The organism is Rhodopirellula islandica, assembly GCF_001027925.1.
Lineage (GTDB): Bacteria > Planctomycetota > Planctomycetia > Pirellulales > Pirellulaceae > Rhodopirellula > Rhodopirellula islandica.
In genome coordinates, this window is record NZ_LECT01000011.1 from 1 (window position 1) to 22,685 (window position 22,685).

Consider the following 22,685-nt stretch of genomic DNA (forward strand, 5'->3'; position numbering starts at 1 on the left):
GCGCGATCGCTTACCGACGGCTACCATCTGAAATCCCTACCGGGATGAAAACTTGCGTAAACGAATGCGTTCCGTCACACCAAATATTTCGCAGCCCAGCGCCAGCCCCGGTTTTGCGTGGGAACCGTGGCTAACGCCAAACGGCTCACATACCCGATGACACCTGCCGACCTGCTTAGCAGACTCATCGCTGGAGCCCAACTGCCATGACGCTACTCCGTGGCGTCGGGCTCTTCTTGTGAAAGGTGGTATTGAGTCCGGATATGAAGGTTGATGGCGGCCACGCGGTGATTGACAACGGTCATTCGCTCTCGCACCGTTTTGACCTCGCCATCTGGGAACTGAAGTTCCAGTTCCACTTCCCAATCCAGATCGTGCCCCATTTCTGAGACCACCTCCACGAAGTCTTCGGTGAAGCGTTTGCGTGCTGTCGATCCGTATTGTTCGTTGGCGAATGACATGAGTTCTTCGATTGGGATCCCATCGATTGACTTGAGCTGAGCCCAAGTACTCGCCAGACGAATGGTTGGCAAATCGTCCTCCCAGCGCACGTCTGAGAACGGAGCCACCTTGGCGTACATGCCTCCGTTCACGGGAGGGTCCAACGCACTGACGACTTCCGCACGGGATGATGCTTTGGATCTGGTTTGGGCGACGAAAGAGAAGATGGCTGCAAAGGCCAAGGCCGAAACAACCAGAAGCGTGACCAGGACAACGATTGCCGGACCGCCTAGTCGCTTCGAGTTCACTCCCGACAACGGTTGTTCCTTGTATCGCTTGGAAGTGAGGTACCAACGCCCGAAGAACAGGATTTCGAACACAATCACGGCCATGACCACGGATTGAAAGAACACCGGCCCGGCTTTGTCAAATGCGAATCGGTAGCCGCTGTAGGCTGCCATCAAAGTCGGCAGGAGAATCATCGCCGCGATCCACCATGACGGTACGATTCGGTTCCAATTCTCAAACCATTCCGCTGCCCCGGGATTGCCCTCGATTATCGGATCGTTTTCAGAAAGCGATGAGACGAGATCCACCAGTTCGTCAACCTCGGCGGCGTCGCCAACATCCTCGCTTTCCAACGATGAAACGATTCTCTGCAATTGTTCTTGCCGAGGCACCAACTGCTCTCGAACAGCATCTTGATTGAGCCGGTAAATCCGACGGTAGACGTAAAACAGAGACAATCCGAAGGGTGCCGCAATGAGAAGGCATCCCCACCAAGTGCCAGTGAGATTCCAGGCGAGATGGACGAAAAACGCCATCAGCGAAATCGTAAACGGCAGCAGGTACCACCAAAAAACGTTTCGCAACAGCCAAATCTGATGTTCGACCTGAGTGAGCGATTCCTTCGCATAGAACAACAGCGGTTGCCCGGGATCGCTGGACGCCTTGGGATGTCGCTTGCGATCGATCAGCATGAAGCCCGCAATCCAAAGCAACACCGGAACGGTCAACCACCACGACCACGGCAGCGAAAAGCCGATCCCCAACACCAACCAAACCGGGATCAGCAACAACGACACGCCGACTTCACGCACATCTCGCCAGAAGATCATGGTGCGAAATTGGTCATGCGACTGCTGAACCTGCTGTGAAAGCAACTCGGCATCGAATGTCACTTTCAACTCCGATGCATCGGCCTTCCAGGCTTTTTGAAACTTATCAAGATTCATGGTGCTGGGCCTCCGCGACTTCGACGTTCAGCAATTCGGCGAGTGCTTTTTTTGCACGACCGAGTCGCACTCCGACATTGCTCTCAGATATCCCCAGCACGCCGGCCATTTCGCGGTAGGTCAGTTCGTCCAAGTACAGCAGCACCAGAGCGACGTCGGACTTCGGCAGTTGATGAATGGCCTTGTAAAGTTGCTCCACGGTTTCTCGCTGTTCGACTTGCTGACTGGAATCCGCTGACTCAGATGGCAGTGCTTGCACTTCGAGCAGTGGTTGCTGATGCGTCCGCCGGCGTTGATCATTGCGTCGCCAATTCATCGCGGTATGCAGTGCAACGCGATAGAACCATGTTGCCGGACTGGCTTGCCCCTGAAAACGAGGCAAAGAATGCCACGCTTGAAGCAAGATCTCTTGAGCGAGATCCTGGCTTTCCTCGCTGCCAAGCGTGTAAGCACGCGCTACCTGAACGACCGAAGCTTTGTGCCTCTCCAGCCAATCAATGAATAGCGATTTGGCATCCTCTTCTTGCACCAGTAGCTCTCGCTCAGGGGATCCGTACGAAGTCTCGCTATTTGTGTTGGTACCGCTGGCAGCGATCCCCTTACACAAAAAGTTTGAAGTTCACGGATAAAGTCGAAAAACCTGCGTGCCCCGGCGAAAAACGCCTGCCGGCCTTGAGTGACGTGAGCTTCACCCAGCGCGAGTGGATGCAACGAAAGCGGTCATGGACTCGCTTGACGGACAAACTCGGATGGCAATTCGTACTGGCCGTCGGATGCCAAACGTGTCGTGATCAAGATCGCGGACTTGTCCGGTTTCACCACCCATACCAAAGCTTGCTTGGGATCGTCCGGTCCCGTCGCGGTTCGGTCCGGGTTGGCTCCCAGCACCAAATCCGTCAGCACCGTCCGCAGCGGAACATCACTCTTGGCAAAGTCGCGGATCTGTTGGTTCTGGGTGATGCCCATTTTCTGCAAGTCGCCGCCGATGATCTCAATCGGTGGCAACTGGTTGCCCTCGGGAAGGTCACGATTGAACTCTTCGGCAATCGTGTCGACCGCGAACTGCAACGACTCTTGGTCGAAGCTGACCGACATCTTTCGGTCCAGCATTTCATCGATCGACAACTTCGTTTCCTTGCTCGCCATCGCCTCCGAAACAGGATCCGTCGTCGTGTTGGTTGCCAGCAACGTCGCCAATGTCAATTGCGGCAGCGCCAACGGCGGCAGGTAGGCGTTCCAAACCAATTTGCGGTCCACGCGACCGGCGCGCACGTTCTCTTCTGCGAACGCCCACATCGATGGAAGTCTCGCGGCCAGCAAACGCCACGAGGGATCGATGTCCCGCGTGACCACGAAGTCTTCCGCCCAACGTGGTGCGTTGTCGAGTTGTTCTCGCAGCGGGGTGGCCAACTCGGTGGGGTCGACCCCGGGTGATGTCGCCAAGCGAACTTCAACGTACGATCCAGCCTCCTCGGTTGCCGCAACGCGAATCAGAATGCCACCGCAATCAGCCAACAGGTTTTGTCGAATCCAAGGAATCAAAGCCGGCGATGTCGCCTCCATCCATTTCCGTGCATCGCTGACCAAAAAGTTGGGCTGGGTCAGGAAAGCCATCGCATCGTTGGGCCGAGCGGATTGCCAAAGATCTTCGAGCAATCGCGGCAACACGACCGGTGCCCCCCCCATTTCAGCAACCTCGCCGACACGAGCGATGGATCCCACGGCGAACGCATCGACCAAGTCATCCGCTGCTTCTGCGGGACGCCCCTGAGTCATGGGGAAGTACGCCAATGCATCACGAGTGTCACCGGCATAAATCGTCTCGCCGCTGGCACCTCGCGCGGCCGAGACGTCCCAAACATCCAACAACGCTTCCAAAGACAGGGGATCGCTCAAACGAATCGCTGCGGAAACTTCTGGGACACCTTCTTCGCCGGGGAACCACGCCAAGGCGACGTGCGAAATGGATTCCGAAGGAACGCCCGACCACTGGTTCAGTGATTCCAACCAGCCCTGTGTTTCGGGGCCGAACATTTCCAACAAACCGAGTTGACGCAAACGTTGCCAATCCATCGTGACCACCGCAGCGGGCCCCGGAGGCAGCAATCCCGTCGCGCGACTGACTTGAGCCCCATCGATTTGCAAGTCTGGTGGTGCCCACAGCATCTGCTCATTGTCGACCACTTCGATCCCGGAGGGGGCAGGGCGTCGAACAGGCGAAGTCCGTTGCCGCTCCTCGCTCGAAAGCTCGGTGTCGCTGGAAACCCGCGGGATGAATTTTGGGACGGGAGGACGAACTCGCTTGGCAACCTGTTGCGGGCTCTTGTCTCGCGTCGCCAAGATCACGACCAACACCAACACGGGAATGCACAACGCATAGATCCCATACCAAGCCTTTTGATTGCGTCGTTTTCTTCGTCTGCGAGTTGGAACCACGGCCGAAGGTGCAGCGGGTTCGCTCGGCTGGTTCGGCTTCGGTTCGCCTGGATCTTTCGCCACGGGACGAACGCTGTCGTCCGCGGCGGCCTTCGACTCCGACACGGACTCTGTCTTCTTGGATGGCTTTTCCTCAGGCGGTTTGGCTTGCTCGGGTTCAGCTGGCTTCGTTGGAACGGCGACCGGCTTGGACTTCTCGACCGGCTTGGACTTCTCGGGCTGCTTGGGTTCCTCGACCGGCTTGGGTTGCTCGGGATGCCTCGACTCCTTTGGCGAGCTCGACTCCTCGGCGCGTTTGATTTCTTCTGCCGATTGGACGTCCGCGGGCCGTTTGGGTTGAGCCGCTTGCTTTGGCTTGGCAGGCTCCGGAGTGCTTGGCGTTGCCTTCCGTTTGGACTTGGTCGACTGAGTCGCTGGCTCGGCGACCTCGGCAGGTCTTCGTTCATCCGCAACGGGTTGCTCCACCTTGGACGTCACCACTGCGGGAGTGGCCGATGCAGCAACCTTCAATGCTTGCGAGAATTGTTCCACGCTCGCGAATCGGGCGTTGGGATCGGTCGCCAAAGCGGCCGCCAAGACTCGGCACAACGGGTCGCCCGAGGCACCTTGTTCGACCGCGGTGGTCAATTCAATGGGCAACGCATTCCGAGTTTGAGCATCGAACGCCGGACGCCCATATCGCAGTGCAAATCCCAAACACCCCAAAGCGAAAACATCGTCGCTGATGTTCGGCACGTGACCGCTCGGGTTCGCGAGTCTTTCGGGAGACCAGTGGGTCCGACTCGCTGGAGACGACTCCAACCAGGCTTCGTGATTGACCGTGACGTCCTGGGTGGAAAAGTTTGTCAACGTCGCAAACGGATCGCGAAGCAAACACCACGGAGCAGAATCGCTGACCCAAATCCGATCAAAATGAATCCCGCCGTGAACCAATCCTTTCGCGTGCATCGCGATCGCCGCGTCAAAAAGGGAGCTCAGCCCCGCGACAGTCTGCTGGACAGTGCAAGTTTTTTGGGGTGGGCTCAGACAATGCCCGGAGGGCAAGGGGCTGAACAAACCCGCAAAATCTCGACGGCTTCCAACCGGTTCGCCGAGTGGACCGTTTCGCACTGGAACGATCTCGATCGGCTGCAACGAAGGATGCGTCAATTCAGCGTGGGCACGAAGATTGGCGGCCGCCTCGGCCGGCAAACCTGCCGGATCGATTTGCCGCAGAACCCCTGCGGTTGCTTTTTCGCCGTTTTGCGCGGAGTCGCAAGTCACCGACAGCCAATGGGTGAACGGAAAGGGAGCCGTTTTCTCTGCCGCAACCAGCGTCAACGGTGCAATCCGTAGAACAGGCGTGTTTGGGAAATCGGCTTCCCAGGTCGCGTGCTTCAGCACTCTCGAGAGAGGATCTTTCTCAACACGGCGGGTTTTGACCAACCAAGAGGCCAGCGACGCAGCGTTCGAAGGCGGTTTTCCCCCGTGATCGTTCGCAAAATCGGCCGCCCAGATTGGTGGGACGGAGGCGTCGGCGAGTCCGCTTTGGACCATCCGTTTCCAAAAATCAACAAGTTGCAGCGGCATGGCGACGAGAAGAAGGTACGGCAGACCGGTTCAACCGGCATCACATAGAACTTTGACCTAGTTTATTCTGTCTGGCACGTCGACACCGGATACCTTTTTGACGAATGTTCTTCGTCCCGTTGTTTTTCCTGATTCGCAACCTTGTAGAACCCCACCGTTGCCTTGAATATCGTCTACCTGACGACTGAAGCCGTCCCATTCGCGAAAACCGGTGGGTTAGCCGACGTCTGCGGCACGTTGCCCAAAGTGGTTGCTGCCCAGGGCCACCGCTGTGCGGTCATCATGCCCGCTTTTTCAACCATCGAACGGTCCCTGCAACCGATCGAGACAACTGACATCAGCTTTGCCGTTCCGATGTCGGACCAAAAGCTGATCGGTTGCCGGCTGTTGAAAAGCCACCTGCCAAAAGATCCCAACGATCCAGAGGACTCGGCGGAGGTTCCGGTTTACTTCATCGACCAACCGCAATACTTCCGACGTCCGTCGCTGTATGGCGATGCCAACGGTGACTACCCCGACAACGCCGAGCGTTTCATTTTCTATTGCCGCGCCGCGATCATCGCGATGTCGCGACTCGGTTGGCCCGTGGATTTGGTGCACTGCAACGACTGGCAGTCCGCTCTGGTCCCGGCATTGATGCGGGCAGCGTCCGACAACGCGTCCAAGTCACCCACCATCGCCACGATGCTGTCGATTCACAACATGGCCTACCAAGGCAACTTTGGATTCGATGCATTCCCCTGGACAGGACTGAGCTGGGACCATTTCCGACCGGAATCGTTTGAGTACTACAACCAACTGAACTTCCTCAAAACCGGAGTGGTGACGTCGGATGTGATATCGACGGTCAGTCCCACGTACGCCCTCGAGATTCAAACCCCGGAGTACGGATGCGGATTGGATTCCATTCTTCGAGGCATCCCGCAACCGGTGGAGGGAATCATCAATGGGATCGACACCAACATTTGGAATCCTGAAACCGACCCGAATCTCAGTCGCAACTACAGTGTCACGGATTGGGCCGACGCCAAAATCGATAACAAACTGGCGTTGCAAGCTGAGGTGGGACTGCCGCAGGATCCCGACGTTCCACTGATCGGTTTGATCGGCCGCTTGGCAGATCAAAAGGGATGGGACTTGATCCTTCCTGTGCTGCGTGAGCACCTTGCCGAGTCACGTCCAACCCAGTGGGTTGTGCTTGGCAGCGGCGATCCAAAGATTGAAGAGCAATTGCGTGAATTGGCGGAAGAACACAAGGATCAGTTGGCCGCCTACATCGGCTTCAGCGATGCACTGGCGCATCGCATCGAGGCCTCCAGTGACATCTTCGTCATGCCCAGCCACTACGAGCCCTGCGGACTGAACCAACTCTATAGCCTTCGCTATGGAACGCCCTGCGTTGTCACCCGCACCGGCGGGTTGGCCGACACGATCGTGGACGCAACGCCTGCGAACCTGGCTGCCAATCGTGCCACCGGCTTCCATCTCAACGACAACAGTGCCGGGGCTCTTGACCACGCGATCAACCGGGCACTGCAGCTTCGATATCACTCGCCTGAAAAATGGAAAAATCTGGTTGAATTCGGGATGCGGCAAGATTGGACATGGAGGAAAAGTGCAGACCAGTACATTCAGCTTTATGCCCGCACAATTTCCCTAAATCGACGAAGACGATCCTCCAACTGACTCACAACCGTCGTTTTCGCCCCGGGAAGGCGAAAATGGGGATGCATCTGGGTTGGAGACTGCTACATTGCAGAGAAGCAACTTGAGCGGGGAGTGGCAACCACTCTACCTTCGGCCCCAAGACCAAGAGTCGAATCGATGAAGACACAAAAGTCAGGAGTCCACATCGATCCGCGCCGAATTGCTTTGAATGAGACCTCTCGAACCTCGGAACACTCGCCACCAGCGGAACAGAGTTGCGTGGAAACGCAAAGTGTCTCCGATCTGCATACCGCTCGTGACAACCCCGATTCAAACCGCAGCAGCTCAGCCGGTTTAAAATCGGAAGCCGAAAGCAACGCGACGTCACAGCGTGCCGAATTGCTGGTGGACCGCTTGGTCGACGCCGAAATCCTGGAACAACCGCGTCAGGACGGTGCCCACGTTGACTTTCCCAACGAGTCACACGTTCAAACCGGTCGTTCACGACTGGATCCGATCTCGGGCAGTTGGACGATTTTTGCGCCCGGACGTGCTCGTCGCCCCGATCAATTCAAATCTCATCGGCCCAAACATGATGCGTCGATGGATTGCCCCTTCTGCCATGGCAACGAAAAACTAACACCGGCGTCCGTTTGGTCTGCAAAACTGTCGGAGGACGAAGAAGCCGTTCCTCAATCAGCCGATTGGACCGTTCGTGTGGTTCCCAATCTGTTCCCGGCGATCAAACCGGAATGCAAGGTCGAAGTTCAACCCAACCATGAAGACAGCGAAAATGAATCTCGCGTCTCTCGCTTGGCCCAATCCCTGTTTGTCGAAGAAATTGCCTCGGGTGGGCACGAAGTCATCATCGAAGCCGCTCGCCACACCCGCTCGCTCAGCGAACTGAATCTGGCCGAGATCGCTCTCGCATTCTCTGCTTACGCGGCTCGGATGCGTCATTGGCGTCAACAACCCGGCATTCAGTTCATCAGCTTGTTCAAGAACGTCGGCCGCGACGCGGGAGCCTCCCTGCAACACAGCCACAGCCAACTGATCGCTTCGAATCACCTGCCACAATCGGTTTGTGAAGTCAATCATCGCATGCGATCCCACTTTGCCCGGCACGGACGCTGCTTGCAGTGCGATGTCTTGCAGGCCGAACTGGAACGCAAAGAACGGATCATTCATCAATCCAACTCGCTCGTGGCTTACTGCCCTCACGCCAGCCGGTTCCCGTACCTGATCCGAATCACCTCGCGAGAACACGTGGGTTGCTTTGAAGATCTCTCGGTCTCGATGAATGAAGAAGTGGCCCGCTTGGTCCTGCGAAGCGTTCGCTGGCTGGAAGCGGTGATCCCCGGTGTCGCCTACAACATGATGATCCACACCGCACCACCCGGAAACCGACGCGACGCAGAAACGCATCACTGGAGCCTGGAACTGGCACCGCGGATTGGTCGCTTGGCTGGCTACGAATTGAGTTCCGGTGGGATGATCAACACGGTCTACCCCGAAGCCGCCGCAGACGAATTTCGTTCGCAGGCACGCCGCAGCGACCCGCGTCACGCCCTGCGATAAGCGACCGCACGGGTCCTCTTCACTGGGTTGCTGCCCAGGCAGACAACGCTCGACGTTTGCTCCCCAAACGGATCTCGCTTGAGATATGATGTGGCCTCCTTCGCCACACATCTTGTCCCCTGACTCAAGCTTGAGCTGTCATGAAAAAACGCTGTTTTGTCGCTGCTGCGTTCGCATTCGCGGTTTGTCTTCTTCCAACTCTGACCGCGGTTCACGCCGCGGATCACCTCGTGTTCGAACCCGCCGAAGGCAAGGCCAACGGCAAACACATCGTGCTGATCTCAGGCGATGAAGAATATCGAACCGAAGAATCCTGCCCGATGCTCGGGAAAATCCTCAGTCAAACTCACGGCTTCAAGTGCACGGTGCTGTTCGCCATCGACAAGGAAACCGGCGGCATCAACCCGTACCAGATCGACAACATCCCCGGCACGGAAGCACTCAACGACGCTGACCTGATGATCTTGGCAACGCGTTGGCGAGTTCTTCCGGACGACCAGCTCGATCCAATTTTGAAATTCATCAACGCGGGCAAGCCAATCATCGCCTATCGCACCGCCACCCACGCGTTCAAAAGCGGTCACTACGGCGACTACGACTGGGCCAACTTTGGAATCAACGTGGTCGGTGAAAACTGGCATTCGCACCACGGCAAACACAAAGTCGAAGGCGGACGGGCGGTCATCGTGGAAGACAACGCCAACCATCCGATCTTGAACGACGTCGCCGACATCTACACCCCCTCGGACATCTACGGCGTTGTCCACCTCGACGAATCCGCCGCCACGGTTTTGCTACGAGGCATGGTCATCAAGCACCTCGACGCCGCTGCTCCTCCGGTCGACGAAAAGAACGATCCCATGATGCCGTTGGCTTGGCTGAAACCTTACGAAGCCCCCTCCGGAAAAATCGGTCAATGCGTGGCCACCACCGCCGGTGCCGCCGTCGATTTTCGCAGCGAAGACCTTCGTCGTCTGATCGTCAACGCGAGTTACTTTCTCACCGGAATGGACGTCCCAAAATCGGCTGACGTTTCGTTCATCGATCCGTTTGTACCATCGTTCTACGGTTTTGAATCCGGCAAACTGTACCGCAATCGTGACCTCCGAGTCGAAGAGTTCGAACTCGGTTCATCCGCGACCGTCTTCACGCCCAAAGGCACGTTCGCACCTGTCGCTCACTGAGCGAACTGGCAAACCATGCGGTTGAGGGAGGCATCCGACGCGAGTCGCCGCAACTCACTCCTCAGCACTGGCAATGATCGGGGCGGTCACGCTGCCCGCCCCGGGACGAATTGCGAGCACTCGCATGCCGATCGATTTCAGGGAATGCTTGGGAAGAACGGCTCCGACCAACAATCCCAAGCAAAGCAACCGGCCGGTCGACGAGAGACCGAACAGGTAGTAATAAGTCTGCGATGTCGTGCCCCAATACGCCAAAATTGCTGCCCCGGCCAGAGCGCCCACACAAATGGCCAGCGTGTTGGCAAAGTTGTGATAGGTCAGCAACCGGGTTCGGTGCTTCGCGGGCAAGGTTTCAAAGAACATCAGAAAGAAACCCAGTTCATAAGCCGCCCAAGCGATGCCGCTGAGGATCTGAATCACCGCCAACCAAACCAGGTTGGTGGAGACAATCCACAGCGATGCCAGTGGCACCAATCCGATGCCACCGAACCACAGCACCTTTGCCGCACCGGACTCTTCCGCAATGCGTCCCCAAAAGGCAAACGAGATGACTTTGCTGAGGAAGGCGAGCGCGATCAAGCCCACGTAGACGACGTAGTCAAACTCCAGCTGCCCCAGCATGTATGGCACAAAGTATGGTCCACTGAGCTGGATGAAGACTTGCATGGCAACCAAGTAAGCCAGCAACTGAATCGCCGATCGTTCGTCGACAGGTTCATCCACGGCATGCTCCCTAGCGCCGCTCGCCGGCGAACGCTCGACGTGCAGGGGGACGGATTGGGCATGGCGTGTCCGGTGCAAGAAACTTGCCGACATCAATCGCAGCACCGCGGCGACGAAGAACAACCCTGCAAACCCAGTCAGTGCGATGCCCTCCTGGGACGTCCACTGCAACACCAACCCGGCGACCATCAACCCCGAGAAGGTGCAAATCTGTTGCAGTCGAGATCGCTTGGAAAAGAATCGGGCTCGCCCTGCCACGGGCACGATCTGTTCAATCCATGTGTTCCACGCCGGCCCGGTCGAGAGGCCCGCGGCCCAGTAAACCGACGCGATCAACAGGAACATCACGATCGACAGACTTCCGGTCCAAGCCGCATAGGCCAGCGGTAAAAACGCGAGTGATTGCAAGACAGCTCCGGCGACGATCCAACGTCGGTAGCCGCCGATCCAGGCGATCGCTTTGAGAGACACCAATTGGATCACCCCGCCCACCAACAACGGAATGCTGGCGACCAAACCCGATGCCGTTTCACTCAACCCCACCGCCAACGCAAACGCGGAAAAATAGGTTTCACCGCAGCCGACCATGCCGCCGAAACATGCCGCATCGCCTAGGCTTCGAGTGAGGTTTCGGTCGCTCCCGCCGGCAGCTGGGCTCGACTGGGTGGTGGCAGAGACGGGGGTTCGGTCCATCAAAAAGGCACGCGAAAAGAGAGCGGGTTTTGCAGGTGTGCTTGTACTTCTTTCTGGGGCGATTCAACAGATCGCTTCTTGGCAACAAACCGGCATTCGAGCGCCCCGTGCGGCATGCATTCCCGCCTCGTGATAAGATCCCTTCCCCCCGCGAGACCCGTGAGGATTCTTTTCAGGAGACAGATGCATGTTGGCAATCACTTGGACAGATCGACTCGATTCGATCCTGGTCGGCCCCATGTGGCCAGCCACGGTTTTGGCCACCTTGTTCCTGCTCTACGCGGTGATCGCCCTGCTGGGCGTGATCGATCTCGGCGCCGATGTGGATGTCGATCTGGACGTCCCCGATCTTGATGCGCCCGATTTCGCAGGGGACGTCGGCGGCGATTGGGGCGTGGACACCGCCGGCGAACCGATGCACAGCGATTGGTTCGGTGGCACCGGCGCCGCGACCCTGCGAGCCATGAATTTGGACCGGGTTCCCCTGGTCGTCTGGCTGTCCGTTTTCAGCGTTCTGTTCTGGGTGATCAGCTTTTACCTGTGGTTTGGCTACGACGTGCGGCGCTATGACCCCACGTTCTTGACCAGCGGTTTGCTGACCATTCGCAACGGCGTCTTCGGGATCGTCGCGACCAAAATCGTGACCTGGCCACTGCACCGGATGCTGGTTCCTCCCGTCGAATTTCACGCTTCCAACCTGGTTGGCGGGTCGGCGGTCATCGAAACCCGTCAGGCGGACGAATCGTTCGGTCGTGCGCGTTTTGCGACTGATGCGGCCCCCCTCCTGATTTCCGTCCGAACCGAAGGTGAAATTATCCCAAAAGGGGGACGGGTCACGGTGGTGAGCTATGATCAAAACACCAAAACCTACTTGGTGCAGGCTGATTCGCCCCCCACGGCGTAATTTGGCGCGCCCCGTCGACTGACATTCCACGCCTGACCAACAGGCAAATCATTTCCCGGATTCGTCCGTCGAATCATCCCGCGGTCAAACACACGAAAGAACGCTCATGCTGGCTGCTCTCATCACAGATTCCGTCGGTTTAGACGCTTTGATCATCGTCGTCGGAGGACTGTTCCTCATCGGCTTGGTCGTCGCTCTGCTATTCAAGAGCTACTACATCAAGGTCGGCCCCGATCGAGCGATCGTGAAATCGGGTGCCGGCGGCGTCCGAGCCGTGACCGGCGAAGGCATGCTGATCATCCCGCTGATCCAGCAATATGAATTCATGGACCTCACGCTGAAAAGCTTTGAGATCCATCGCCAAGGCAGCGAAGGTCTGATCTGCCGCGACAACATTCGCGCCGACATCAAAGTCGCGTTCTTCGTTCGCGTCGACAAAAGCCCTGAGGAAATGAAAGAGGTCGCTCAGTCGATCGGTGCCAAACGCTGTAGCGAACTGGAAACACTGCGAGAACTGTTCGACGCGAAATTCAGCGAAGCCCTGAAGACGGTCGGCAAGCAATTTGACTTCGTCGATCTCTACGACCAACGCGACAAGTTCAAAGAAGAAATCCTGAAGGTCATCGGCACCGACCTGAACGGTTACCGACTCGACGATGCCGCGATCGATTACCTGGAACAAACGCCGTTGGACATGCTCAGTCCAACCAACATCCTCGACGCTGAGGGCATCAAGAAGATCACCGAACTGACCTCGACGGAGAAGGTCAAGGAAAACCAGTTCACCCGTGACAAAGAAAAGACGCTGAAGAAGCAGGACGTCGAAGCCGAAGAAACGATCCTCGAACTGGAACGTCAACGCGTCGAAGCGGTCGAAAAACAAAAACGCGAAATCGCGGAAATCACCTCGCGTGAACAAGCCTCCGCCGCCAAGGTTCGCGAAGAACAACGCCTGGAATCAGAGCGAGCCCGGATCCAAACCGAAGAAGAAATTGGGATCGCCGAAGAGAACAAGTCTCGTCAAATCCTGGTCGCGATGCGAAACAAGGAAAAGACGGATGCCGTCGAACTGGAACGCGTCAATCGCGATCGCGACTTGGAAGCCACCGATCGCATGCGTGTCGTGGGCGTCGCCGAAGTCGAAAAAGAAAAGGCGATCGAAATCGAGAAACGCAACATCCAAGAGGTGATTCGAGAACGTGTCGCGGTCGAACGGGCCGTGGTCGAAGAACAAGAACGAATCAAGGACACCGAAGAACACGCCAAGGCCGAACGTCAAAAAACAGTTCAGATCACGGCCGCACAAATGAAGGCGGAAGAAGAACTGATCCGTCAAACCAAGCTGGCTCAAGCGGAAAAAGAAAGCAGCGAGTTGCTGGCTGAAAAAGTCCGCATCGAAGCCGAAGCCAAACGCGACGCGGCCGAAAAAGAAACCGCCGCCACCAAAATGTTGGCCGAAGCCGAAGTCGCTCAATCCGCGGCAGCTGGCTTGGCCGAAGCTCAGGTCCAAGAAGCCAAAGCCATTTCGCTGGAAAAAGAAGGCCTGGCCGAAGCCAAGGTTTCTCGCGAGAAGTTCACCGCCGAAGCGACCGGGATCACCGAGAAAGCCGAAGCGATGAAGAAACTGGACGGCGTCGGCAAAGAACACGAAGAGTTCAAACTCAAACTCGAGAAAGAAAAGTTCGTCGAAGTTGCAGCGATCGAAGCTCAACGCGGAATTGCCGAAAGCCAAGCGAGTGTCATCGGCGAAGCCCTGCAAGCCGCTCGAATCGACATCGTCGGTGGCGACGGAGAATTCTTCGAACAAATCACTTCCGCGGTCAAAGGCGGCAAAGCGATCGACCGATTTGTCTACAACAGCCAAGTTGCAACCGACGTCAAGAACACATTCTTCGACGGCAACGCGGATTACTTCCGCGATCAAGTCAAGGATCTGATCTCACAGTTCGGCTTGGACACCGACGGCGTGAAAGACCTTTCCATCGCAGCGTTGATCGCCAAGCTGATGGGCATGTCCAGCACCGACGATGTCCGGACGCAATTGACCAGCCTGCTCAGCATGGCGGGAACCGCCAACGTTGCCGATCAAAAGGTCAGTCGCTTGCTCACATCCGAGCCTACAACCGTTCCGGCGAAGAAAGTCTCGCCTAACGGGAAGAAGGCCTGATCGTGGCTGAGGACGCTTCCCCCGAAGCGGCTTCGCTGCCCGGTTCCGCTGCTGACGGTGGATCGGAGGCAGGGATTTCAAAGGCCGACACCGCGCAAATGTCCGGTGGCACCTACGAAGTCCTCCGCAACCGCCTCCGCACCGCCGCGGGCGATCTTCGCGATCGACTCGCCAAGCTGAACGAGGACCGTGGCGAAGTCTTCGGAAACATCGAAACGCGACTGCTCGCGACGCAGCGTGTGACCACCGAACACAACTGCGTCCCACGAGACATCGTCTCGATCGGCGACGAGTTTCTGTTCGGATACAACGTTCAGTTCGGCTTGAAAACCGAGATCGAACTGGCCGATGTGTTTTCAATCTACCGCATGGAATCCAATGAGTTCCATGAACGGCAACTCGAACGAATCATGGACGATCGCTTCGTCAGCGATTTCCATGAACTGTATCGGTTCTACAAAGACACCACGTTCCTGCGGTTCTTTGTGTCCGGACCCATCCTGCACATGGTGTTTCGAGTCGGCAAAACCGCTCGCGATATCAAATCGTTCAAATGGCGGCGCAGTCCCGAAGGCCTGCAATACGTCGACAACCGCAGTGATCACGAAGTCCGCTTGCCTGACCAGCACGAATTCCGCTGGCTGCGGACAACGCGTGACATGCATCATTACGGTGAGCACCCGCACATCTCCATCGACGACCGCGTGTTTGTCGAAACGGTGGGCGGTGACCTGACGATCAAAGTTGAAAACAACACCAGCGTCGGCGAAGGCATCTACGCCGAACCGGTCGACAACTTCGATCAAAAACTCGACGACGCAGAAATCCATTACGCAATCGTCGGTCACTTGGTCTTGCTCAAGATCAAACCGTATCAAGAGAACCAATTTCGCTACATCATCTTCAACGGCAAGATCAACCAAGCGATCCGTTTGGATGAGATTCAACACGCCTGCGTGATGCTGCCGGGCGACCAAGGCCTGATCTTCCCCGGTGGCTATTACTTGCAGTCCGGTGAGTTCAAACGCTTCGACCACGGCTTGGTCGACATGCGTTACGAGCGCACGATCAACTCGCCCAACGGTGAAGACAGCTTGTATCTGTTTTCAAATGTCGAAGACGGAACTTACATTCAGCTGCGTTACAACCAAATTCGCCAATCCGTCGACACACCGTTGGTGTGCCATGGGCAAACGTTCTTTGAAGCCGGCGAAATGGTTTGCTTCAAAGGCCAAGACACGCCGCAAAAACACCACGCGATCCAGCTTTGGCAAACGCCCTTCACCAGCGAAGACTACCTGCCCGACAATCAAACCGATTCGTTGCTCTTCAAGATCGGCAACAAAGACCTGGTTCGAGGGATGGCGGAATGCAGTGAACTGCTGCAACTGATTGAAAAGGACGACAGCTACAACGACTTGTACGTCGACCTGTCCAAGAAGTCGGGCGATGTCCTGGACAGTTACTTCTGGATCGACAACGAAGAGACACATCACCTTGCCGAACCGCTTCGCAAAATTCGCGAAACGGCGGGAGCGGCGATCGAAGAATACGAAAAAGTCGTTCGTGTTCGCGAAGCCACGGCCAAGCAAACTCGCCAGGCTCAGTCCGACACCAACACGACGCTGAAAGAGATCGAGCGTTCTCGTTTCACTTCGATCGATCAATTTGTCGCCTCACTCGCAAAATTGCGAGTCCAGCGAGGTCGAGCGATCGCGCTGCGTGAACTTCGGTTTGTGGACGTTGCGATCGTTGAAGAACTGGAAACGATCACCGCCGAGCAATCGGACCGTCTTAGCCGTCGTTGCGTCGAATTCCTGCTCGACGAAGACGCCTTGCAACCGTATCGCGATCGAGTCGGCGAAGCGGAAACCCGCGTTCCCGAGATCAAAGGTGTCTCCCAGGCCAAAGTGCTCGAATCGGAAATCGATCAAGCCGCCGCCGATCTGGAACTGCTGACCGAAACGGTGAGCAACCTGCAAATTGATGATGCGACTCAGCGAACCACGATCATCGATTCCATCGGCGACGTGTTCGCCACGGTCAATCGCGTTCGAAGTGCGCTCAAAAATCGCAAGCAAGAATTGATCGGCGTCGAAGGACGTGCCGAATTCGCGTCGCAGTTGAAGTTGCTCGAACAAACCACGACCGGCTACCTCGACGTTTGCGACACGCCCACTCGCTGCGACGAGTACCTGACCAAAGTCATGGTCCAACTCGAAGAGCTGGAAGGCCGATTTGCTGAGTTCGATGAGTTCATCGAAACGCTCGCCTCTCGTCGCGAAGATGTCTACGGCGCCTTCGAATCGCGAAAAGTTTCGCTGGTCGAAAAACGCAACCGAAGGGCCGAGGCTCTCAGTTCGGCCGCCGAACGGATTCTCAACGGGATCCAGCACCGTGTTTCGAACATGGAATCGATCGATCAAATCGCGGCGTACTTCGCTGGCGACTTGATGGTCGGCAAGATCCGCAGCCTGATCGACGAACTCGATGAGCTTGGCGATGCCGTTCGAGTCGGTGACTTGCAGAGCCGCCTCAAAACCCTTCGCGAAGATGCCCTGCGGGGACTCAAAGATCGCCAAGACCTCTACGAAGAGGGTGGCGATGTCATTCGACTCGGCGAACGTAAATTCGCGGTCAACACCCAACCACTGGACCTGACCACCGTCCTCCGCAGCAATGAACTCTGCTTGCATCTGACTGGCACCCAGTACTTTGATCCGATCCGCGATGAACGCCTGACCGCGGCACGGGACATTTGGAACCAGTCGCTGATCAGTGAGAACTCGGACGTTTATCGAGCCGAGTTTTTGGCGATGGATCTGTTTGAATCCGGCCAAGCCGAATCAATTGAAGATTTGGAATCGCTGAACGCGGCTTGGGTTGCCGAACGCATGGCGGGACGATTTGATGAGGGGTACGCCAAAGGTGTTCACGACGTGGACTCCGCGATCATCTTGCGAGGGCTGGTCGAACTGGATCGTTCGATTGGACTTCTGCGACACGCTCCTTCGCTTCGCACCGCGTCTCAGTTCTGGTGGCAGTGCTTTCTCGACACCAAGCAACGCACGCAGATGAAGCACTGGATTGCGGGCTTTGCCAAACTCGCGATCGCCTTCCCTCAAGCTCAACCTGCCGTCGAATTTCGTCAGCACTTGGCTGAACTGGCATCCGAACGCCAATCCGAATGGATGGCTCTGTTTGACAGCGTGGTCACACCGGAACGGATCGCCGACTATTTGTTTGAACAACTGACCATCGCACCGGACCAAGTCGCCATCAGCGGCCAAGCTCATGCGTTGCATGAAGGCTTCCTTCGTTCGCTTCCCGCTTCCGATCAAAAACGTTGGGTGCTCGGCGGGCTGAAGCCCAACAGTTCCTCGCCCATTCACACCTTTGTGCTGGCTCGCAACTGGGCCGATGCGTTTCTTGACAAACGCGCCGCCGGGGACGCAAACGAAACCGGCGATTCACCTCAATGGTACCGAGACGAGTTGGCTTGGATGATCTTCCAGTCCGCGATGGAGGCCAAGAAAACCCCGACGGAGGCTTGCCCCGCCACCGAGGTCATCGACGTTCCAGTCGCGAAGCGTTTGACAGGTTTGGTTGGCAGCCATGCCCGGATCGAGCGTGGCGAAATGCCGCTGCACTACCACGAATTCATCACGCGTCTGCGTGGGTACCGAGAAGATGTGGTGCCGCGATTCCGCTCCCTTCACCAAGCCAAAACTGAGTGCGTTGAGTCAGCTCGTGAATCGATGCGTTTGGATGAATTCAAACCTCGGATCCTCAGCAGCTTTGTCCGCAATCGATTGCTCGACGAAGTTTACCTGCCACTGATCGGCGACAACCTTGCCAAACAAATGGGCACGGTCGGCGAAGACAAACGCACCGACCGAATGGGTCTGTTGCTGCTGATCTCACCACCGGGTTATGGCAAAACGACCTTGATGGAATACATCGCCAGCCGGCTTGGACTGGTGTTCATGAAAATCAACGGCCCCGCAATCGGTCATGGCGTGACGTCGCTGGATCCAGATGAAGCCCCGAATGCCGCCGCTCGCGAAGAGGTCATGCGTTTGAACTTGGCGCTCGAGATGGGCGACAATGTGATGCTGTACCTGGATGACATCCAGCACACACACCCGGAATTGCTGCAGAAATTCATCTCCCTGTGCGATGCGACGCGAAAAATCGAAGGGGTTCGAGACGGCAAGACGCGAACATATGACCTGCGTGGACGACGAGTCGCGGTGGTCATGGCGGGCAACCCCTACACCGAATCGGGCGATCGTTTCCAAATCCCCGACATGCTTTCCAACCGCGCCGACGTTTACAACTTGGGCGAGATCATTGGCGAGTCGGCCGATGCATTTGAGATGAGCTATCTCGAAAACTGTTTGACCAGCAACGTGACCTTGGCACCGCTTTCCAATGCGTCGCCATCGGACGCGCGAGCGATCATTTCCGCTGCCGGTCGAGATTCAGCCGAAGGCATCGAGCTGGAAGCCAATTTCAGCATGGATCAAATTCGAGACATGTTCGAAGTCACTCGCAAATTGTTGCGAGTCCGTGATGTGGTCCTGCGGGTCAACCGTGCCTACATCCGTTCAGCCGCTCAAGCCGATGAGTATCGAACCGAGCCTCCGTTCAAACTGCAGGGCAGCTACCGGAACATGAACCGGATCGCTGAACGAGTTGCGCCGGTGATGAACGATGCCGAATTGCAATCGCTGATCATCAGCAACTACGAACAAGACGCCCAGACACTGACGACGGACAACGAAGCCAATGTCCTGAAGTTCAAGGAACTGATGGGCATCCTGAATCCGGAAGAGAAGCAACGCTGGGACGCAATCAAGTATGCGTTTGTCGAAAGTGTCCGAATGTCGGGCATGGACGGTGAGGACCAAGCCGCTCAGGTACTGCGTCAGTTGGCATCGATGCGAGATGGCCTGGAATCAATCCGGCAAGTCATCGCCAAAGCCATCGCGATGGAAGATCACTCGGCCGAAGAACGCATGGACTCGCGAGTCGACACGCTGCGACAAACGTTGCTGTCGATGGGCGAATTGATGTCAGGCCGCTTGGCATCCACTGCGACTCAGCTGGAAGCCATCTCACGGCAACAAGCCGCTTCACCGCCGGACCAAAAGATCCTCGTCCAGCACAAAGTCCCACGCGTGATCGCGGATCTGGTCAAAGGTCAGTTCCACCTGATGCAAGAATGGATGCGTCCGCTGCTGGAGGAATCGATCGACAACAGTCGCGACCTCAGCCGATTGCAGGAACAGATGGACCTGATGCTGAAGACCTTTCGCGACGTCGAAGATTCATTCCAATCGCCCGACGAATGAGCGGACTTGCCGGGTGTGATGTCTGTCTCGCGGGGATCTTGTCATTCCGCAGGAATGAATCAGACTTCAACGTCATGAATCCCACCGCCTCCCATCCCAAGATCTTGCCTGCCACGCCGGAATCCATCCGGCTCGCCAGTCAGGCCCTGCGCGCTGGGAAATTGGTTGGACTGCCCACCGAAACCGTCTATGGCTTGGCCGCTCGCGGCGACCAACCCGACACCGTCGCGAAAATTTTCGCGGCCAAACAACGCCCTGCGACCAACCCCTTGATTTTGCACGTGGGTGATCCCAGTGCAGTCCGTGCGTTGGTCGTGATCGATTCCGAGATCACGCGTCGCCGTTTTGAAGCGGCCAGTTCCCTGTGGCCTGGACCACTGACACTGGTGCTGCCGCGATCCGAGTCGGTGCTCGACTGCGTCACCGCGGGAGGAGACACCGTGGCCGTGCGTGTCCCCGCGCACCCGGTCGCTTTGCAATTGTTGCGCGAGGTCTCGCTCCCCATCGCCGCCCCCAGCGCCAACGTTTCCAACTACGTCAGCCCGACTCGCCCCGAACATGTGATCGATGGACTGGAACACTCGATCGAGTGGGTGCTCGATGGTGGTATCTGTGATGTCGGTTTGGAATCCACGGTGCTGTCGATTGCCAATCCGAACGCTCCGCCGACGATCCTTCGCGAAGGCGTCGTTTCAGTCGCGAAACTTGAAAGCCTGCTGGGCGAAAACGTGGTCTCGGCCACGACGCCCCACTCAGCCGCTTTGAATGCTTCACCTGACACGCCTGCCGCTTCGCCGGGGATGCATCGCAAACACTACTCCCCGAGAACGCCGCTGCGATTGGTTCCGGAACAGAATCGCCATCCATGCTCACGCAGTCCCGATGATTCGAAGCGGGTCCTCCGCATTCAGCTTCGGGGGCCAGCCAAACCGATCGCGGGTTACGCCGACGTTTGGAGCCTGTCACCGTCAGGCGTTCCGCTCGAGATTGCCAATCGTCTGTACGAAACGCTGCGTCGCGCGGATTCGGGTGAGTTTGATCAGATTGAGGTGGATCAATTGGTGACGATCGACTGGAGTCCGGACTGCAATCCCAACCTGCTCGCCGCGATCTCAGACCGCCTGTGTCGTGCAGCCAATCAGGACGACGTGCCGGCGGATCACTGAATCCAAGGGCGAGCTGCATCGGGTTGAGCCGCGATGATGGGCACCGCCGATGTTTCCAGATGGGCGTTCTCCGGGGAAATCATTCCCGGCGGGGTCGCCGACCAGGTCTCCACATTCCATCCGGCGTCGCGAACAGCGGCAGGATCCAATCGCATTGCCTGAGCCAGCCAGGTCTGAGCAATTTGTGGCTGTCCCGTCTCGACCGCAACGGATGCCAACTGCAATCGCGAGGTCGCATCGCTGGGATTCTTTCGTGCCGACGCAATGAAATATTGAACCGACTCTTCGCTACGCCCCAGTTCTCGCATCGCGATGCCTCGCAGCAAATCGGCCGCTCCGGGGCGAATCGCTTCATCCATGTCACCGACAACGTCCGCGTCTTCGCGAATCCGGTCCAGAGTCGCGAGCAAACGGTCGTAACGCTTCTGTTGATGGTAAATCTCGGCGGTTCGCAATTGGACATACGGGTAGTCGGGCTGCAGCGACAACGCACGATGGTACGCCGCCAATGCCTCGTCCTTTTCATTGCGAGCGACCTGACAATCGCCCCACAAGGCCCACAAAGCGGCCCACTCACGATCCGAATCCAGTGCGATTTGACACTGACGCGTTGCTTCGTCGACACGCCCTACTTCGAGGTACATCCGTCCCAACCGCTGCATGTGCTTGGGGTCCCCGGCGGAAAGCTGAACCGCTTTTTCAAGGTGCTCGATCGCATCGTCTTGCTGGCCTTTTTGCCACAAGGACTCCGACATCCCGCGATGTGCCGCGTCGTTGACACTGGAGACGTCGAGTGCCTCGGTGAAAAGTGTTTCCGCAACGGCCCATTCACCTTGGCGCATCGCCTTGAGCCCTTGCCGTGACAGCCGACGGGCTGCGATCGATTGCCGGCTTTCGCCAAATCGACCGATGCCGCGACAACCCATCGAGGTGGGAATGGATGTGAAACACGTCAGCAACAATCCGAGTTGCAGCGTCTTCTTGGAGAACGCAAACACCGTCTCTGGTCTGACCAGACGCGTCCATCGGTTGCATCGCTTGGGATGCCAATCGGTTGGAGGACGCAGGGGTTTCACGCGGTTCGATCCGGAAGAAGACAAGCGGCACCGCCTGACAAACGTGGCGCCACTGTCACGCATAGCAAATTTACACTCCCCGATGCCAGACAACTCGAAAACGCCGTCCAGCTCGCATACCTCCCAGGCCTCGAGGTCGTGCAGTTCTTCAGTCTTGTATTGCCAGCCGTTTGAATCACCCTCGCCTTGGGAGGGTCGAGCGAGGGGAGGGCTCGGCATTGAATCCAGCGCGTAACTCTCCCCGGCCCGAAGCGGACCGCCCTTCCCAAAGAGATCGTGCAGTTTTCAACTGCTTTGCCAGCAGCGTCTTAAGCCCCCCGCCCGTTGGCAACCGGCTTGTCGATTTCGCTGCAGGTTGGCCACTCTTGGCCGACATCCGCAACCTGGACGAGCAAGAGTGCCTTTTTATACCCCACATCTCGAAACACCAAAGATTAGTGTCCGATCAGAGTGGATTAGTGTTCCGCCAGAGCGGCCAAGGGAACACTAATCTCCGCTGATCGAACACG

Annotated in this window: 12 protein-coding genes; 7 read left to right on the top strand and 5 right to left on the bottom strand. The window is 57.1% G+C overall.

The genetic code is table 11. From position 1 onward, the window contains the following. Positions 1–212: 212 nt before the first annotated feature. The 3 genes from RISK_RS04920 to RISK_RS04930 all read right to left on the bottom strand — a co-directional run bounded on the left by RISK_RS04920 (position 213) and on the right by RISK_RS04930 (position 5,648). Positions 213–1,676, bottom strand: a complete 1,464-nt coding sequence (locus RISK_RS04920) for a membrane protein (RefSeq protein WP_047813167.1) — start codon at positions 1,674–1,676, stop codon at positions 213–215. Beyond that, positions 1,666–2,205, bottom strand: coding sequence for an RNA polymerase sigma factor (locus tag RISK_RS04925; RefSeq protein WP_083434786.1), 540 nt, complete (start codon positions 2,203–2,205; stop codon positions 1,666–1,668). The genes RISK_RS04920 and RISK_RS04925 overlap by 11 nt, the downstream gene beginning before the upstream one ends. Positions 2,206–2,396: 191 nt before the next feature. After that, positions 2,397–5,648, bottom strand: a complete 3,252-nt coding sequence (locus tag RISK_RS04930; RefSeq protein WP_236696031.1) for a serine/threonine protein kinase — start codon at positions 5,646–5,648, stop codon at positions 2,397–2,399. A 195-nt stretch (positions 5,649–5,843) separates the two neighbouring features. Between RISK_RS04930 and glgA the strand changes: the two genes are divergently transcribed. From glgA to RISK_RS04945, 3 genes are all read left to right on the top strand, one after another. Further along, the gene (gene glgA / locus RISK_RS04935; protein ID WP_047813169.1) at positions 5,844–7,367 is read left to right on the top strand and encodes a glycogen synthase GlgA; all 1,524 of its coding nucleotides are present in this window, start codon (positions 5,844–5,846) and stop codon (positions 7,365–7,367) included. A gap of 138 nt (positions 7,368–7,505) precedes the next feature. Next, positions 7,506–8,906, top strand: a complete 1,401-nt coding sequence (locus tag RISK_RS04940; protein WP_047813170.1) for a galactose-1-phosphate uridylyltransferase — start codon at positions 7,506–7,508, stop codon at positions 8,904–8,906. 140 nt (positions 8,907–9,046) lie between these two features. After that, a complete protein-coding gene (locus RISK_RS04945) occupies positions 9,047–10,090 on the top strand; it encodes a ThuA domain-containing protein (RefSeq protein WP_047813171.1) in 1,044 nt (347 codons plus the stop codon). A gap of 54 nt (positions 10,091–10,144) precedes the next feature. Here the strand turns inward: RISK_RS04945 and RISK_RS04950 are convergent, their stop codons facing one another. Continuing rightward, positions 10,145–11,506 (bottom strand): MFS transporter, encoded by a 1,362-nt coding sequence (locus RISK_RS04950; protein WP_047813172.1) that lies wholly within the window; start codon positions 11,504–11,506, stop codon positions 10,145–10,147. A gap of 187 nt (positions 11,507–11,693) precedes the next feature. Here RISK_RS04950 and RISK_RS04955 point away from each other — a divergent pair, with 187 nt between their 5' ends. The 4 genes from RISK_RS04955 to RISK_RS04970 all read left to right on the top strand — a co-directional run bounded on the left by RISK_RS04955 (position 11,694) and on the right by RISK_RS04970 (position 21,100). Then, complete coding sequence (locus tag RISK_RS04955) at positions 11,694–12,410, top strand: OB-fold-containig protein (RefSeq protein WP_047813173.1); 717 nt, start codon at positions 11,694–11,696, stop codon at positions 12,408–12,410. A 106-nt stretch (positions 12,411–12,516) separates the two neighbouring features. Next, positions 12,517–14,577, top strand: a complete 2,061-nt coding sequence (locus RISK_RS04960; RefSeq protein ID WP_047813174.1) for a flotillin family protein — start codon at positions 12,517–12,519, stop codon at positions 14,575–14,577. 2 nt (positions 14,578–14,579) lie between these two features. Continuing rightward, entirely contained in the window at positions 14,580–19,934 is a 5,355-nt protein-coding gene (locus tag RISK_RS04965; protein ID WP_047813175.1) for a DNA repair ATPase, read from the top strand. 74 nt (positions 19,935–20,008) lie between these two features. Then, entirely contained in the window at positions 20,009–21,100 is a 1,092-nt protein-coding gene (locus RISK_RS04970) for an L-threonylcarbamoyladenylate synthase (protein ID WP_047813177.1), read from the top strand. On the opposite strand, the gene RISK_RS04975 is transcribed toward RISK_RS04970, so the two are convergent. Continuing rightward, positions 21,094–22,239 (bottom strand): tetratricopeptide repeat protein, encoded by a 1,146-nt coding sequence (locus RISK_RS04975; protein WP_083434787.1) that lies wholly within the window; start codon positions 22,237–22,239, stop codon positions 21,094–21,096. The two genes, RISK_RS04970 and RISK_RS04975, sit on opposite strands and share 7 nt — an antisense overlap. Positions 22,240–22,685 lie beyond the last annotated feature (446 nt).

Bases quoted from the DNA above. Each gene is read 5' to 3' on its own strand.
- RISK_RS04920 (WP_047813167.1), bottom strand. From the start codon at position 1,676: ATGAATCTTGATAAGTTTCAAAAAGCCTGGAAGGCCGATGCATCGGAG.
- RISK_RS04930 (WP_236696031.1), bottom strand. From the start codon at position 5,648: ATGGTCCAAAGCGGACTCGCCGACGCCTCCGTCCCACCAATCTGGGCG.
- RISK_RS04940 (WP_047813170.1), top strand. From the start codon at position 7,506: ATGAAGACACAAAAGTCAGGAGTCCACATCGATCCGCGCCGAATTGCT.
- RISK_RS04945 (WP_047813171.1), top strand. From the start codon at position 9,047: ATGAAAAAACGCTGTTTTGTCGCTGCTGCGTTCGCATTCGCGGTTTGT.
- RISK_RS04950 (WP_047813172.1), bottom strand. From the start codon at position 11,506: ATGGACCGAACCCCCGTCTCTGCCACCACCCAGTCGAGCCCAGCTGCC.
- RISK_RS04955 (WP_047813173.1), top strand. From the start codon at position 11,694: ATGTTGGCAATCACTTGGACAGATCGACTCGATTCGATCCTGGTCGGC.
- RISK_RS04960 (WP_047813174.1), top strand. From the start codon at position 12,517: ATGCTGGCTGCTCTCATCACAGATTCCGTCGGTTTAGACGCTTTGATC.
- RISK_RS04970 (WP_047813177.1), top strand. From the start codon at position 20,009: ATGAATCCCACCGCCTCCCATCCCAAGATCTTGCCTGCCACGCCGGAA.
- RISK_RS04975 (WP_083434787.1), bottom strand. From the start codon at position 22,239: ATGCGTGACAGTGGCGCCACGTTTGTCAGGCGGTGCCGCTTGTCTTCT.